This window comes from Pseudomonas cavernae (assembly GCF_003595175.1).
Classification (GTDB): domain Bacteria; phylum Pseudomonadota; class Gammaproteobacteria; order Pseudomonadales; family Pseudomonadaceae; genus Aquipseudomonas; species Aquipseudomonas cavernae.
The window spans coordinates 1,798,728-1,815,055 of record NZ_CP032419.1 but is presented as its reverse complement, the minus strand read 5'-3'; the positions used below and the strand labels follow the sequence as shown (position 1 = coordinate 1,815,055).

At 65.1% G+C, this 16,328-nt stretch carries 7 protein-coding genes and 2 pseudogenes; 5 read left to right on the top strand and 4 right to left on the bottom strand.

Features of this window, described 5'->3' with window-relative positions; translation table 11 throughout:
- Window positions 1-7 precede the first annotated feature (7 nt).
- Together D3880_RS08415 and D3880_RS08410 are read right to left on the bottom strand one after the other, a co-directional pair.
- Entirely contained in the window at window positions 8-1,195 is a 1,188-nt protein-coding gene (locus tag D3880_RS08415) for a lipid-transfer protein (protein ID WP_119893020.1), read from the bottom strand.
- Window positions 1,196-1,333: 138 nt separating this feature from the next.
- On the bottom strand, window positions 1,334-2,461 hold the full coding sequence (locus D3880_RS08410) for a CaiB/BaiF CoA transferase family protein (RefSeq protein ID WP_119893019.1): 1,128 nt from the start codon (window positions 2,459-2,461) through the stop codon (window positions 1,334-1,336).
- 253 nt (window positions 2,462-2,714) lie between these two features.
- On the opposite strand from D3880_RS08410, the gene D3880_RS08405 reads away from it, so the two are divergent.
- Window positions 2,715-5,435, top strand: coding sequence for a winged helix-turn-helix domain-containing protein (locus tag D3880_RS08405; RefSeq protein ID WP_119893018.1), 2,721 nt, complete (start codon window positions 2,715-2,717; stop codon window positions 5,433-5,435).
- Window positions 5,436-5,590: 155 nt separating this feature from the next.
- Here D3880_RS08405 and D3880_RS23355 read toward each other — a convergent pair.
- A pseudogene (locus tag D3880_RS23355) lies at window positions 5,591-5,770 on the bottom strand (response regulator transcription factor); the annotation flags it as partial.
- 333 nt (window positions 5,771-6,103) lie between these two features.
- A pseudogene (locus tag D3880_RS23495) lies at window positions 6,104-7,342 on the bottom strand (tetratricopeptide repeat protein); the annotation flags it as partial.
- Window positions 7,343-8,440: 1,098 nt separating this feature from the next.
- On the opposite strand from D3880_RS23495, the gene D3880_RS08395 reads away from it, so the two are divergent.
- From D3880_RS08395 to D3880_RS08380, 4 genes are all read left to right on the top strand, one after another.
- A complete protein-coding gene (locus tag D3880_RS08395; protein WP_119893016.1) occupies window positions 8,441-10,351 on the top strand; it encodes a DUF1302 domain-containing protein in 1,911 nt (636 codons plus the stop codon).
- Window positions 10,352-10,368: 17 nt separating this feature from the next.
- Window positions 10,369-11,739 carry a DUF1329 domain-containing protein gene (locus tag D3880_RS08390; protein ID WP_119893015.1) on the top strand — a complete coding sequence of 457 codons (1,371 nt, stop codon included), beginning with the start codon at window positions 10,369-10,371 and terminating at the stop codon, window positions 11,737-11,739.
- 314 nt (window positions 11,740-12,053) lie between these two features.
- Window positions 12,054-14,462 carry an arylsulfatase gene (locus tag D3880_RS08385; protein ID WP_119893014.1) on the top strand — a complete coding sequence of 803 codons (2,409 nt, stop codon included), beginning with the start codon at window positions 12,054-12,056 and terminating at the stop codon, window positions 14,460-14,462.
- A gap of 80 nt (window positions 14,463-14,542) precedes the next feature.
- The gene (locus tag D3880_RS08380; RefSeq protein ID WP_162934963.1) at window positions 14,543-16,303 is read left to right on the top strand and encodes a DUF1254 domain-containing protein; all 1,761 of its coding nucleotides are present in this window, start codon (window positions 14,543-14,545) and stop codon (window positions 16,301-16,303) included.
- Window positions 16,304-16,328 lie beyond the last annotated feature (25 nt).

Sequence of the window (16,328 nt, the reverse complement as noted above, 5' to 3'; positions counted from 1 at the left end):
TGCGCTGTCAGCCGCGCCCGTAGAGGGTCACGACGCCAACGCCGCCCAGGCCCAGGTTGTGTTGCAGCGCATGCTGCAGACCTTCGACCTGGCGGGCTTCGGCGCTGCCACGCAGCTGATGGGACAGCTCGTAGCACTGCGCCAGGCCGGTGGCGCCCAGCGGGTGGCCCTTGGAGAGCAGGCCGCCGGACGGGTTGATCACCACCTGGCCGCCATAGGTGTTATTGCCGTCGAGGACGAACTTCTCGCCTTCGCCAACCTTGCAGAAACCCAGACCTTCGTAGGTCAGCAGCTCGTTGTGGGCGAAGCAGTCGTGCAGTTCGCAGACGCGGATATCTTCCGGACCGACGCCGGCTTTCTCATAAACTTCCTGGGAGGCCAGGCGGGTCATGCCGGTGCCGACCACGCTGATCATCGACGGCGGCTCGAAGGCTTCCGGGGTGTCGGAAGCCATCGCCTGGGCGAGGATGGCCACGTCGGTGCGCAGGCCGTGCTTCTTGGCGAAACGCTCGGAGACGATGATCGCCGCGGCACCGCCGCAGGTCGGCGGGCAGGCCATCAGGCGGGTCATCACGCCTTCCCAGACCACCTGATCGGCCATCACGTCTTCGGTGGTGACGACTTTCTTGAATACCGCCAGCGGATTGTTCGCCGCGTGGCGGCTGGCCTTGGCGCGGATGGCGGCGAAGGTGCTCATCTGGGTGCCGTACTTCTCCATGTGCTCCTTGCCAGCGCCGCCGAAGAGCATCAGCGCGCCCGGCATGCCGACACCTTCCGGGAAGACTTCGGTGGCGGCGCGGTAGGATTTGCCCATGGTGGGCTCGCGATCGTCCCAGATGCTCTTCAGTGCACCCGGCTGCATCTGCTCGAAACCAAACGCCAGCGCGCAATCGACCGCGCCACTTTCCACCGCCTGGCGTGCCAGGAACAGGGCGGTCGAGCCACTGGCACAGTTGTTGTTGACGTTGATCACCGGGATGCCGGTCATGCCGACTTCGTACAGCGCCGACTGGCCGCAGGTGGAGTCGCCATAGACGTAGCCGGCGTAGGCCTGCTGGATCAGCTTGAAATCCACGCCCGCATCCTTCAGCGCCAGGCGCACGGCCTCGGCGCCCATTTCGATGTAGGACTTGCTGGCGCCAGGTTTGGCGAACTGAATCATGCCGACACCGGCAACATAGGTTTTCTGCGACATCGTCTTCTCCACTGTTAGCTACAAGGCTGCGGTCGCCTGTCGACCCGCGCGCTCATGATTCGATGGTTGCGCACCCCGCCCCGGCTGTATCCCGCCCTTGGGGAGTGGACAGGGGGTGGGGGCCCCACCCCGGCCGCCTCAGGCGATGGCGCCCGCGCTGCGCAATGCGCCGATTTGCCCGGCGTCCAGGCCCAGCTCGCGGAGGATCTCCAGGCTGTGCTCGCCGCTCTGCACCAACTTGCCGGCGGCGCTCGGGGTGCGGCTCAGGCGCGGCGCCGGCGCCGGGTGGATCACGCCGTCGGTTTCCATGAATGTGCCGCGCGCCTGGTTGTGCGGGTGATTCGGCGCCTCGTCGAAATCCAGCACCGGCGCGAAGCACACGTCGGTTCCCTCCAGCAAGGCGCACCACTGGTCGCGGCTGCGGGTGAGGACAATCTGCTCGAGCCTTGCGCGCAGCGCCGGCCACTCCTTGCGATCCCACTGCGCCTGGAAGGCCGGCTCGTCGATCTCGCAGAGTTGCAACAGCAACTGGTAGAACTGCGGCTCCACCGGGCCGAGGGAGACGAACTTGCCGTCGGCGCAGGTGTAGCAGCCGTAGAAGTGCGCGCCGCCGTCGAACAGGTTCTCGCCACGGCCGCGCCATTCGCCGCGCTGCTTGAGTTCGTAGAACATGGTGGAGAGCAGCGCGGTGCCGTCGGTGATCGCCGCGTCCACCACCTGGCCCTGACCGGAGCGCTGCGCCTCGTACAGGGCGGCGAGCACGCCGGTGACCAGGAACATGGCGCCGCCGCCCATGTCGCCGGCCAGGTGCAGCGGCGGGGTCGGCGCGCGGTCGGCATAACCCATGCCATGCAGTGCACCGGTCAGGGCGATGTAGTTGAGGTCGTGGCCGGCGACGGGGGCCAGCGGGCCGGTCTGGCCCCAGCCGGTCATGCGGCCGTAGACCAGCTTCGGATTGCGCGCGAGGCAGACGTCGGGGCCCAGGCCCAGGCGCTCCATGACGCCGGGGCGGAAACCTTCGATCAGCACGTCGGCGCCGTCGATCAGCTTGAGCAGCACCTCGCTGGCGCCGGGTTTCTTCGGGTCGATGGCGAGGCTGCGCCGGCCACGGCCGATCACGCTGCCGTCGCCGTTGAGGAAGCCGGAGACCTGCCGGTCGATGCGGATCACCTCGGCGCCCATGTCGGCGAGCAACATCACTGCGAACGGCGCCGGGCCTATCGCATTCATCTCAACTACCTTCACGCCCGCCAGTGGTCCTGCCATCGCCTGCCTCTCTCATCGTGGAATGTCAGCGGTGGCCCGAGCGGCCAGCGCAACGACAGGCTAGCCAGCGGCGCCGCACGGACAATCGCTCGAACGAGCGAGACTCACCCCTTTTTCACCAGTGGGAACGCACGACGGGGCTTCTCACCCTTTGTGGGCATGGCAATATGCACGCAGCATCTACAAGGAACGACCGGTCGGCTGGCCGGCGTCATCATTGCAGCGCGGCTACTTCTGCCTGCCGGAGAGATCCATGTCCAACCGCCCAGACCTGCTGGCGCGCCTGAGCCTGATTCCCACTGTCGCGGAGATACCGGATCACCAGGGATGGTCGGACCTCGCCGAAAATGCCGATGCCAGCCTGCCGGGGCTGCCTATTCATCCCGCCAAGTTCAGCGTGCCTAGGGCAGTGACCAGCCCCCTGCCCCGCCAGGCCTTGCTGCAGCGCCTGGATGACGCCGATGCCGCGCGCCTCATCCTGGTCAGCGCCTCTGCCGGCTTCGGCAAGACCACCCTGCTGCGGCTCTACCGCGAACGCTGTCTATCGCGGGGACGCCATGTGCTCTGGCTGAACCTGGACCCGGCCGATAACCAGCCGCGTCGCCTGGCGGCCCACCTGCAGGCCAGTCTGCAGGCTCCCGGCCAAGCCAGCGGCGACGAGTCCGCGGTGCTCAATCACCTGAGCAGCCTAGATGAGCCATTCTCGATCCTGCTGGACGACTTCGAGTCGCTCGACACCCCTGCGGCACTGGGGTTCGTCCTGCGTCTGCTCGAGGCGCTACCCGCATGCGGCACGCTGGTGATCGCCTCCAGAACCATTCCGGACATCAGCCTGGGTCGGCTGCGTGCCCAGGGCCAGGTGCTTGAGATTGGCACCGCCGCGTTACGCTTCACCCCCGAGGAGACCGCCACCTACCTCCGCGAGACCTGCGGCTTGGAGCTGGACGACAGCGAAATCGCTTGCTTGCAGCACAGCACCGAAGGTTGGATCACCGCCCTCTACCTGGCCACCCTGTCCTTGCAGGGCCGCCGCGACCGGGCCTCCTTCATCCGCTCGCTCTCCGGCTCCAGCATGGAGCTGGCCGACTACCTGGCCGAGGACATCCTCGCGAGCCAGAGCGAGGAGCGCCGCAATTTCCTGCTGCAAACCAGCATCCTCAACGACTTCTGCGCCCCGCTCTGTGACGAGCTCCTCGGACGCCGCAACAGCCAGGGGCTGATCGAACAGCTCGAACGTGCCAACCTGTTCATCCAGCCAACTGACCCGCAGCGTCACTGGTACCGCTATCACCGGCTGTTCCGCGAGTTCCTGTCTCACGCCCTGGAGCGTCAGCTTCCCGGGCAGGCCGAACACCTGCACAGACGTGCCGCGCAGTGGTATCTCAAGACTGAGCGCCCCTTGGCAGCCATCGAGCAGCACCTGCAGGCGACAGACTGGGCGGCTGGCGCGGAACTGCTGGACCGCCAGCTCGACACGCTGGTCGATGCCGGCCGGCTGCGCCTGCTGTTGCGCTGGCTCGAACGCATTCCCGCGAATGTTCTGGATGCCTACCCTCGCCTAGTGCTGAGCCACGCCTGGACGCTGCTGCTCGACCGCCGCTATCAGGACGCCATGCGGGTCGTCGAGCGCCACCCGGCCGGCCTGGAAATCGATTCCATCCGCTGCCTCCTGCTGGCACTCACCGACCAGCCGGAGGCCGCACTGGCCGTTGGCCTAACCCAGATCGAGCGACTATCGCCGCAGGACGCCCTGCAGTACGGCATGGTGGCCACGCCACTGGCCTACTGCCTGGTCCATGCCGGTCGCTACGAGGAAGCGCGCCGCCTGCTGACCTTGATGGTCCACCAGGACTCGCAGGGCGGCATGGCCCTGCTGGCCGGCATCGCGACCTACATCGAAAGCATGCTCGAGCTGATCCAGGGACATCTGCGCGATGCTTCTGCGCGCCTGGAGGCTGCCCGCCAGGTTCAAGCGCCCAGCCAGAGCAGCAGGTGGGGGGCCGGCAAGTTGGCACTGGATATCATGCGGGCCCTGGTGCTTTACGAAAGCGACGAGCTCGTCGCGGCCGGTCGCCTCCTCGCCGACATTCCGTCTGACGCGCTGGATATCGCCGGAGCTGACGCGCTGATCACTCGCCTGGTGCTACCGGCACGCATCGCCTTGCAGCAGGGCAACCGCGATGCCTGGCTGCACCACCTGGCCGAGCTGGAACAACTGGGGCGGCGCAGCGGCTCCATACGCATCCTCTGCGCCGCCTGGCTGGAACGCACCCGCGTCGCCACGCTGGAAAACCGCCTGGATATCGCGGCCCAGGCCCTGCACGCCGCTGAGCTGTCCGGCGGCTGGGAGCGGCAGGAGCTGGCGTCGTACAGCTGCGATATCGATACCCCCTTCATCGCTCGCCAGCGCCTGCAGATCGCCCGCGGCCAGCATCGCGAGGCCGTTGCCGCCCTGCGCCCGGCCATCGAGGTCGCGCTACGGCATCAGCACCATCGCCGGGCCTTGAAGCTGCGCCTGCTGCTGGCGCTGGCACAGGCTGGTTCAGGTCGGCAGAAGGATGCACTTAATACCCTGACCACGGCCTTGCAGCTGGCCAGCCACGAGGGGTTCCTCCGTACCTTCCTCGACGAAGGAGCGGCGCTGGAAACCCTGATGCGGCGCTGGGCGGTTTCCTTCCAGGCCCTGTGCAGCGGCCTGGACATCTCGCCGAGCTTCATCGCCGATCTGTTGCACCGCTATGAAACGCAGTACGGGACGGAGACGGCCGGCAAAGCCGATTTGCAGCTGACCACCCGCGAAATTGACGTGATCCGCCTGCTGGCGGCCGGCAACCGTAACCGCGCCATCGCCGAGCAGATGTGCCTCTCCGAACACACGGTGAAGAGCCACTTGCGCAATATCAGCGTGAAATTGGGGGCGAATAACCGTACCGAAGTCCTCGCCATCGCCCGGGCTTACGGCCTGCTCGACTGAGGCCGCCCACTGTCAGAGCCTGTTTACGATCTCGCGAGCTAGAGTCAAACAAGGCGGAAACGGCTGAGGAAGCGGAGTTTACGAGTTGTAAATGAGCATTCCGAAGCCGTTTTCAACGCAGGTTGACCGACGCGCAGCAGATCGTAGACAGGTTCTCAGGCCAGCATGCCCATCGACTTCGCACGCATCACCGCCTGGGTCCGCCGCTTGACGCCGAGCTTGTGGTTGATGCTCACCGTGTGGGCCTTGACCGTGCTCAGCGATATGAACAGCCGATCGCTGATTTCCTGATTGGATAGCCCTTGAGCCACCAACTCCAATACGGAAAACTCCCGCGAGGTGATGAGCCCATCGCTGCCCTGCTGCCGGTTCGCCAGCGGCGCGACACCACCCGAAGGGCGGCGACCATACAGCAGACTGGTATTGCCCAACGGGCGCGATGCAGGACCGATGTGGACGCTGGGCTCTCCACCCAGGTCCTGCTCCACCCGCGCCAGGGCCACCCGGGCCTCGCCGATCAGGCCACGGAAGCATAACCGCTCGCAGTCCGCCAGCAACGCACCCAGACGCTTCGCCGCAGCGCGCCCCTGCCCGGTTCCCCACTCGGCCAACGCCAGCAGCAGCTGGAGGCGCTGCGGCAGCGAGGGGGAATGCAAGGGCGGCAAGCGCGGGGAGTCACCCAGCAGCGCCGCCTCGGCGGCCAGCGCCAGCATGCGCTCCCAGGCGCCCTGGCGGGCCAGCAGTCGCAGCTGCTGGTAGTCGAGCAGCAATTGATAGCAGCCGTCCTCCACCCGCGCGCACTGCATATGCCGCTCCGCCCGGCAGAGCTGGAAGCGGGCCTGGTCGAAATCGCCACGGCAGGCCGCCACTTCCGCCAGCCCCACCCACGCATGCAACGCATAGGGATCGGCACTCGCCAGGGCATTTTCCAGCCCCGCCTGCAACGCTCTTTCGCAGGCCTCCAGATCACCACGCAGCAAATACAGCTCACCTTCCAGCATCTGCATCCGCCCCAGCAGCAGGCCGTGATGGGTGCTGTCGGCGGTGATCAGGTCGAAGCACTCACCGAGCATCAACCCGGCCAGCTCCAGTTCGTCGCCGAGAATCAGCTGGCGAATCCGGTCGGCATTGATCAATACCTCACTGGCGAGACAACCCTGGCGTCGGGCCAGCCTCAGCGACGCCTGCTGCCAGCGCTGGGCCTGCCCGGGCTCGCCTTCGGCCATCGCCACGCGGGAAAGCGTCGAATAGCAGAGGAAGGACGACTGCCAGTCGCGCACTTCAAGGTACTGCAAAGCCGACGCGCAATGCTCGCGGGCTCCCGCGGCGTTACCGTGCAGCCCCTGGAGGGTTCCTTGCAGTGCTTGCCAGTTGGCCATCATGCGCACGTTGACCTGCGCCCTGGGCTGCGGATATTTACCGGCCAGCCGCGCGATACACGCCTGCGCCTCATCCAGGCGCCAGGTGCTCAGCAGCGCCCGGGCATTCATGTAGATCAGGTGCGGCGTACTCTCCAGCAGCTGCAGCGGCAGATACGAGCGCCAATCCAGCCAGGTATGCAGGTTCCGCGCAACAAACAACCAGTCCAGCGTCAGGCGCTCCATGTAGCAGGCCGCCATGTCCACCTGACCGGCATGCAATGTCAGCTCGATGGCCTCGTCGATAAAACCATTGGCGTAGAGCAGGCGGCAGGCATCGAGTCGCAGGCGATTCAGCTCGGCCGTTCCGAGCTCCTGGCGTAGGGCCATGGCGACCGCCGGCAGCATGCAATACCACTGCGCACCAGTACCCTCGAGCGGCAGGAAGAACGACTGCGTCTGCAACAGGCGCAGGAAAAGATCGCCCGCGTCCAGCTCAGGCCAGAGTTGGGCGCAGAACCCTGCCGAGACCCGGGGCAAGTAGGCCATTCTGATCAGCAACTGGCATTCGTCCGCTGGCAGGCGCGCCAGCACTTCGTCGCCGAGGTAAGCGCGGACCCACGCGGTGCCGGCACGCTCGTGGCCAGCCGGAGCGCTCAGCAACAGACGAACGCCTGCGCACCAGCCGCGGGTCTGGCGCCAGAGCCTCGTGCGCGAGGCCGGGGCGATACCGGGTTCGAGCAGCTCGACCACCGCCTCGAACTCGTCGCGACTGAACGCCAACTGCGCAGCGTCCAGCTCGAGCAGCTCGCCCTCCGCCAGCAAGCGCCCCAGCCGCCAGGCCGGTCGCTGGCGACAGCTGACCCATAGCTGAACCGGCGCCGCCGAGCGCAGCAGCTGATCGAGCCAGTCATCGAGCTCGCTACAGCTTTCAGCCGAAAAATCATCCAGGACCAGCCAGATTTCTCTCCCCCGCGCCAGGTACTCCAGCAAGGCTCGGGCATCCTGGCAATGAGCGGCCTCGTCGCCCAATCGCGCCACCAGCAGGGCGCAGAATTGCTCCAGCGTCAAAGACCGCCCGGCGAGATCGAGCCAGACATGACGAACCCCGCTGGTCGGCCGACGCAGACAGGCGTTGAGCAGCAGCGTCTTGCCGTAGCCGGCCGGCGCGCAAAGCAAGCGCAGGCGCTGAGGACGCGCGAGCAGTTCGCCGATCAGCCGCTCCCGAGACAGGTAGGCGAAGGGCTGCCTCGGCAGGTCGCTATCCGCATCGTGAGAAATCTGGATCGCCGTCGAAAGGCACTGTGTCATGAAACCCTCTCGGCCACGGACAAGGGGCCGGCCTGGAACAAGTGCGAGCAATTATTCGCGCGCGACCGCACTCACCCCATCCGTCATTCGAGGTATTTGCACGCCATAAAGCTGCCGACACCCGCGTGCCGAGCGCCTGCGGAGGATTGTTACCTTCGGCAACACCGTTGCCGCCGGCACCCGCCAACGACATGCGGAACCCCTGAAAAGCGGGCAGCGACAGTGGTCGAAATAGAGCTTTTGGGTAACTCGCGAAATGCCTGATCGGACAATTCAGGCTTTTCCAGCAGCTGCATAGGATGGCCGCTCTATCTGATCCAAAACTTGGAGCGCCGCATGACAACAACAACAAAGCGCGGAATCTTCCAGCCGCACCTGCTGGCTGCAGCCGTCGCCTTGGGCGTGAGTGCACAGGCTCACGCCGTTAGCTTCAATATCGGGGAAATCGAGGGGCAATTCGACTCATCGCTGTCCGTGGGCGCCAGCTGGGCGGTGCGTGGCGGCGATCCGGACTTCATCTCCAACTTCAACTCGCAAGGGGTGCGTGGCAACTCCTCCGCCCGGACCGTCGACGACAACCGCCTGAACTTCAAGAAAGGCGAGACCTTCTCGAAGATCTTCAAGGGCGTGCATGACCTCGAACTGAAGTACGGCGACTCCGGCGCCTTCGTGCGCGGCAAGTACTGGTACGACTTCGAACTCAAGGACGAGCACCGCCTGTTCTACGACATCGACGACAGCGGCCGCGACGACCTGGCCAAGTCCTCCGGCGCCGAGTTCCTCGACGCCTTCGTCTACCACAACTACAACCTCGGCGACCTGCCGGGCAACGTCCGCCTGGGCAAGCAGGTGGTGAGCTGGGGCGAGAGCACCTTCATCGGCAACAGCATCAACTCGATCAACCCGATCGACGTCGCCGCCCTGCGCCGCCCCGGCGCCGAGGTCAAAGAAGGCCTGATCCCGGTCAATATGCTCTATGTCTCCCAGGGCCTGACCGACAACCTCAACGCCGAGGCCTTCTACCAGCTGGAGTGGGACAACAGCGTCGTTGATAACTGCGGCACCTTCTTCGGCAACGACGGCGTGCCGAAGGGCTGCAACGACCGTCTGGTTGTGACCGGTCTCGATCTGGCCCCTGGCGTCTCGCAATCGGCCAATCCGGCAGTCAGTGACGCTGCCTTGGCGGGCGGCATTCGCGCCGGCACTCAGGACGCCTATATCCCGCGCCTCGAAGACAACGAGCCGGGTGATAGCGGGCAGTATGGCGTGGCCCTGCGCTGGTTCGTGCCGGAACTCAACGACACCGAGTTCGGCGCCTATGTGATGAACTATCACAGCCGCAGCCCGTTCCTGAGCCTGAAGCGGACCACGGTCGCCACCTTTATCCCCGGAGCAACGACAGCCGCAAGCCTCAACGCCATCGCGCGGATCCGCGGGGCACGTTATTTCATCGACTACCCCGAAGATATCCGCCTCTACGGCGTGAGCTTTCAGACCAACGTCGGCGGCACTTCGCTGGGTGGCGAAGTCAGCTACCGGCCAAACATGCCGCTGCAGATCAATACCCCCGACCTCAACCTGGCGGCACTGAACCAGCAAGTGGCAGGGGTGGCCATGTCGCCGGTCATCACCACCGGTCATGCGCTGAATGCTCCGGGCGCCAACATCGCCGGCTACGAGCGCATGCCGGTGCTCCAGGCGCAGCTGACCGCCACCCATTTCATCGATCAGATCTGGGGCGCCAGCCGCCTGACCCTGGTCGGCGAGGCGGGCTACAACCGCATCAACGGCCTGGGCAAGAGCGACGGTACCGACCTGCGCTTCGGACGCAGTCCGAGCTTTGGCGGGGGGCAGTTCCCCGGCATCAACAATGCGGTATGCCTGGGGTCTGCCGGTCAGGTGCCAGGTCAGCCCAATGGCGTAACCCGGCCCAGCAACCCGCAGCAGGAATGCAACGACGACGGTTTTTACACCACCGACTCCTGGGGCTACCGCGCCCGCGCCCGACTGGACTACTCGAACGTCTTCGCCGGCATCAACCTGGCGCCGAACCTGGCCTGGTCGCATGACGTGGAAGGCTACGGGCCGAACTTCGAGGAAGGCAGCAAGGCAATCAGCGTCGGCCTGGATGCCGACTACAAGAGCACGTACACCGCCAGCCTCAGCTACACGGACTTTTTCGGCGGCGACTTCAACACCAACACCGATCGCGACTTCGTCGCGCTCAGTTTTGGTGTGAACTTTTGACGCGGAGAAACCACAGCATGAAAACCAATACTCTCTTGAAAACCGGCGTCCTGGCGCTGAGCCTGCTGGCCTCCAGCGTGATGGCCGCCGTTTCCCAGCAGGAAGCGGATAAGTTGGGCACCACCCTGACGCCGCTCGGCGCACAGAAGGAAGGCAATGCCGATGACAGCATCCAGGCCTGGGACGGCGGCCTCAAGTCCGGCGCCGCGCCGGTGGATGCCAACGGCTTCCTGGGCGATCCGTTCGCCGGCGAGAAGCCGCTGTTCACCATCACCGCGGCGAACGCCGAGCAGCACAAGGACAAGCTGACCCCCGGCCAGCTGGCGATGTTCAAGCGCTACGCGGACAGCTACAAGATCCCGGTGTACCAGAGTCACCGCACCGCCAGCATGCCGCAGGCCGTCTACGATGCCGTGAAGAAGGGTGCGGTGAGCACCGAGCTGACCGATGGCGGCAACGGCCTGGCCAACTTTACCGACACCCGCTACATCCCCTTCCCGCTGCCGAAAAACGGCGTCGAGGTGTACTGGAACCACACCAACCGTTACCGCGGCGGCAACACCATTCGCCAGGCAGCCCAGGCGGCTCCACAGACCAACGGCTCCCACACCATCGTCGAGTACGAGGACGAGCTGAGCTATCCGCAGCTCATGGACGGCATCGATCCATCCCAGGCCGAAAACCTCCTGTATCTCTACAAGCAGCGCATCACCGCTCCCTCGCGCCTGGCGGGTAACGTGATCCTGGTCCACGAGACCATCGACCAGGTCAAGGAGCCGCGCCTGGCCTGGGTCTACAACGCCGGCCAACGTCGCGTGCGCCGCGCTCCGCAGATCGCCTACGACGGCCCGGGCTCAGGCTCCGACGGCATGCGCACCGCCGACAACACCGACCTGATGAATGGCGCACCGGATCGCTACGACTGGAAACTGGTCGGCAAGAAGGAGCTGTACATCCCCTACAACAACTACCGCCTGGCCTCGCCGAAGCTGAAGTACGACGAGATCATCAAGCCCGGGCACATCAACCAGGACCTGGCCCGTTACGAGCTGCACCGCGTCTGGCACGTGGTCGCCACCCTGAAGTCCGGTGAGCGGCACATCTACGCCAAGCGCGACATGTACTTCGACGAAGACACCTGGCAGTTGGCCGAGGTCGATCACTACGACGGCCGTGGCCAGCTGTGGCGGGTGGGTGAAGGCTATGCCATGAACGACTATCAGCATCAGACGCCAATGAACACGATGATCGGCATCTATGACCTGATTGCAGGCCGCTACAACGTGCTGGGTATGGTCAACGAATCGAAGAAGGCCACGCAATACGGTGGCCAGACCAAGATGAACGACTACACACCAGCCGCCTTGCGCAACGCGGGAATTCGCTAACCCACCCCCACTGCTCCGGCAGCGCGAACAAAGGCCCGACCTGAAAAGGTCGGGCCTTTGTCGTTATGAGTGCCTGCAACAGCGATGAATCGTTCGGGTAATCGCCAGGCATTGATACGCCGCCCTAATGAGCACGCGCGAACTGTCGTTCGTTAAAGGCTGAAAACGACCAAGTACAGCCGTACAGTGAATCCGCTAAGAGCGGCGTTCGACGACCGTTGTCCACGCCACGGACGACCGCTCCTGGGCGAGCGGGAGGGTCTACTCTGTTTTTTCGAGCCCCTGTCCGGGTCTTGCGCAGAAATGGAGAATTCATGAGCACAGCAAAACTCCTTCCAACTGTTCTCACTGGGATTGCCGCCGCATTTTCCTTCGTCGCTCTGGTCCAGGTCGCAAGCGCGCAGCCCGCCGCGCCCGCCGCGCCCGCCGCGGGCACGGTCTCGCTGCCGCCACCGGACTTCCAGTTCAAAGGCAATGTCGGGCGCACTTTCCAGGACTCCGACGCCGCCACCTTCCCGCAGATCACGCGTCCGCCCAAAGGTGCGCCCAACATCGTGCTGGTCCTGCTCGACGACGTCGGGTTCGGCCAGTTCAGCGTCTTCGGCGGCGGCGTGCCGTCCCCAAGCATGGAGAAACTGGCCGCGCAGGGCCTGCGTTTCAACCGCTTCCACACGACCGCGCTCTGCTCGCCGACGCGCGCCGCCTTGCTCACCGGGCGCGATAATCACGTGGCGGCCACCGGGATCATCACCGAACTCGCGACCGGGTATGACGGCTATACCAGCATGATCCCGAAGAGCGCCGGCACGGTGGCGGAAATCCTCCGCCAGAACGGCTACGCCACCGCGTGGATCGGCAAGAACCACAACACGCCGACCTGGGAGACCAGCGAAGTCGGTCCCTTCGATCGCTGGGCGACCGGACTCGGCTTCGACTATTTCTACGGTTTCAATGCCGGCGACACCAGCCAGTGGGAGCCGGTGCTGTACGAGAACCACAGCCGCGTGCCGCGCTCGAGCGACCCGAACTACCACCTGTCCACCGACATTGCCGACAAGGCGATCGCCTGGATCGGCAAGGTGAAGGCGATCGACCCCGGACGACCGTTCTTCGCCTACGTCGCACCCGCCGCGACGCATGCACCGCACCATGCGCCGAAAGAGTGGATCGACAAGTTCAAAGGCAAGTTCGACGAAGGCTGGGACAGCTACCGCGAGGAGACCCTCGCGCGGCAAAAGAAGCTGGGCGTGGTGCCCGCGAATGCCACCCTCACGGCGCGGCCGAAGGACCTGCCAGCCTGGGATTCACTCAACGCGGATCAGAAGCGGCTCTACGCGCGCATGATGGAAATCTTTGCCGGCTATGGCGCGCATGTCGACCATGAAATGGGGCGCGTGCTCGATGCGGTCGCGAAGCTCCCCGATGCCGACAACACGCTCATCATCTACATCGTCGGCGACAACGGTTCCTCGGCCGAGGGTGGCCCAGGGGGCACGCTGAACGAGATAGCGGGCTTCAATGGCGTGCTGCCAGACTGGAAGCAGAACCTCGCGGTCATCGACGAGCTGGGCGGGCCGAAGCACTTCAACCACTTCCCCGCCGGTTGGGCGCACGCGATGGACACGCCCTTCCAGTGGACCAAGCAGGTGGCCTCACACTTCGGCGGCACGCGCAACCCGGTGATCATCTCCTGGCCGGCGCGGATCAAGGACAAGGGTGGCGTGCGCAGCCAGTTCCACCACATCTCCGACGTCATGCCGACGATTCTCGAAACCGCCGGCATTCAGGCGCCCGACGCCCTCAATGGCACACCGCAGAAGCCGCTCGACGGCATCAGCATGCTCTATACCTTCGAGGATGCGAAAGCGCCCGGCCGCCGCACCAAGCAGTTGTTCGAGATGTTCGTCAATCGCGGCATCTACCAGAACGGCTGGATGGCCTCGTCGATGTCCTTCGTGCCGTGGGAAGCCGAGCGCGCGAAGCTCGATATCGACAAGACCAAGTGGGAGCTCTACAACCTCAACAAGGATTTCACCCAGGCAAACGATCTCGCGGCACAGCACCCGGACAAGCTGAAGGCGCTGCAGGATCTGTGGTGGGCGGAGGCCTCGCGCCTGAGCGTGTTGCCGCTCGACCCGCGAGGACCGGAGCGCATGTCGGACCAGATCACCGGCCGGCCCAGCTTGGCCGCGGGCCGCAAGTCTTTCGTCTACGACACGCCGCTTGTCGCCCTGCCGGAAGGCGCGGCGCCGGACCTGAAGAACAAGTCGTTCACGATCACTGCGGAAGTCGAAATCCCGCAGGAAGGCGCGAGCGGCATGATCTCCACGCAGGGCGGCTTCACGGCCGGCTGGGCCTTCTATCTGCAGCAGGGCAAGCTGGTCGGCGCGCACAACCATATCGACTTCGACCACTACCGCATCGTCTCGACCGGAACGGTGCCGGCCGGCACGGTGACCCTGGCGATGGACTTCAAGTACGACGGCGGCGGCATGGGCAAGGGCGGCACGCTCACGCTGTACGCCAACGGCAAGAAGATCGGCGAGGGCCACATTGAGAAGACCACGCCGTTCAAGTATTCGACCTTCGAAGGCCAGGACATCGGCGAGGACTCGGGTACGCCGGTCGAGTTGTCCTATACGCCGCCCTTCAAGTTCCCAGGCACGATCAACAAGCTGGTAGTCGAGCTGAAGCCCGCGGCCGGGGCCCAGGCGGCGAAATGAGCCGCCGGTCTTTCCGCTGACGGTAGAGGCACGGAACCGTCGGGGCGCAGCATCGACGCAGTCCGCCGGGATTCGATCCGATGTTCGCGGCGGAGGCCGCACAACGACAGGGAGTTGCGGGTAAAGAAGTGCGTTTATTCGGGGCATTGGTTCCCGGCGGCGATGATCGTCGCAGTGCTGTCGGCGTGCTCGCCAACACCGTCGCCGTCGTCGCCGGCTTCCTCCACGAACAAGGCGCCGCAGGCAGAAGCTGTCACGGCGGCGCAGGGGCCAGCCCCGGAGGGCGTGGCCTGGATTCCGGGCGTCCAGTGACGACAGATGGATCAATGAACAGGAGATTAGGGATGGCTGACACGACACGACGCGAATTCATCACCCTGGGTAGCTCGGCGGCCGTGGCACTGTACGGCGGCGCGGTCATGGCGCAAGCCGGTGCTGCACCCACAGCGGCGACGCCGGCGGCATCGGGCGAAGGCCATGCCGCCTCTGCTACCGCCGCAGGAAACGACTGGCGCGAGGAATACGCCTACACGCTCGGCACGCAGGCCTATGTCTATGCGTTCCCGCTGGTGTACCTGAGCCAGCTGCGTTACGACTGGACCAACGTGCCCGACTCCAGTTTCTATGCCTCGCTGAACCACTTCCATCACAAGAAGGTGCTGTCCAACCACATCAACTACACCTCCGGTGGCTCGCCCAACCAGGACACGCTGTATTCCTGGGGCTGGCTGGACCTGCGCCAAGGGCCGGTGGTGCTGTCGCATCCGGACATGGGCGATCGTTATTTCACTTTCGAGATCGCCGACATGTACTCGGACAACTTCGCCTATGTCGGCAAACGCAGCACGGGCAGTGCGGCAGGCGCCTACGCGATCCTGCCGCCGGGTTGGAACGGCAAGCTTCCGTCGGGCATCAAGGATTCGTTCCAGTCGCCGACGCGCTTCGCGCTGGTGTTCGGCCGCACGCTGGTGAACGATGCCAAGGACGCGCTGGTGGTCAACAAGCTGCAGGACCAGTACCGCATGATCCCGCTGGAGCTGTGGGGCCAGCGCAACCCGAAGGTTCCGCAAGGGCGCGACGTGTTCAAACCGTACGATACGAAGCAAGACCCGCTGGGCGACTGGAAGACGATCAACACCGCCTGGGCCGAGAACCCGCTGCCGAAGGACCGCGACCCCGACCTGGTGCAGCTGTTCCGCGAGATTGGCATCGGCCCGGATTTCAGTGCCGACAGCATCGACCAGCTGCCCGAACCAACCAGACGCGGCTTGGCGCGCGCGGCGGCGACGGCGCGCCCGATGCTCAACGAGATGCTCATGACCGGCGCCTACAAATCCAAGCTGGTGAATGGCTGGATGTACCCTCCCAAGAGCTTCGGCAGGGCCGGGTTGCACGGCGATTTCATCGTCCGCGCCGCCGGCCAGTGCCTGGGCGGCATCATCTCCAACGATGCCACCGAAGCGGTTTACCTGCCGGCATTCACCGATATCAAGGGCCAGCCACTGGTAGGCGGACGTCGCTACACCATGCGATTCAAGGCCGACGACATGCCACCGGTCAACGAATTCTGGTCGATGACGATGTACGGTCCCGACAACAACTTCGTCGCCAACGACGTCATGCGCTACTCCGTCGGCGACCGCACCTCAGGGCTGGCCAAGGACACCGATGGCAGCTTCACCGTCCATATCCAGCCCGATGCTCCAAGCGATCCGGTTGCACGCGCGAACTGGCTGCCGTCGCCGCATCAGGGGGCTTTCCATATGGTGCTGCGGACCTATGGCCCGAAGCAGCCGGTCATCGACCAGACCTGGGCGCCGCCGGCGGTGACGCCCGGCTGACCGAGGCGATGAGGGGCACGAAGGC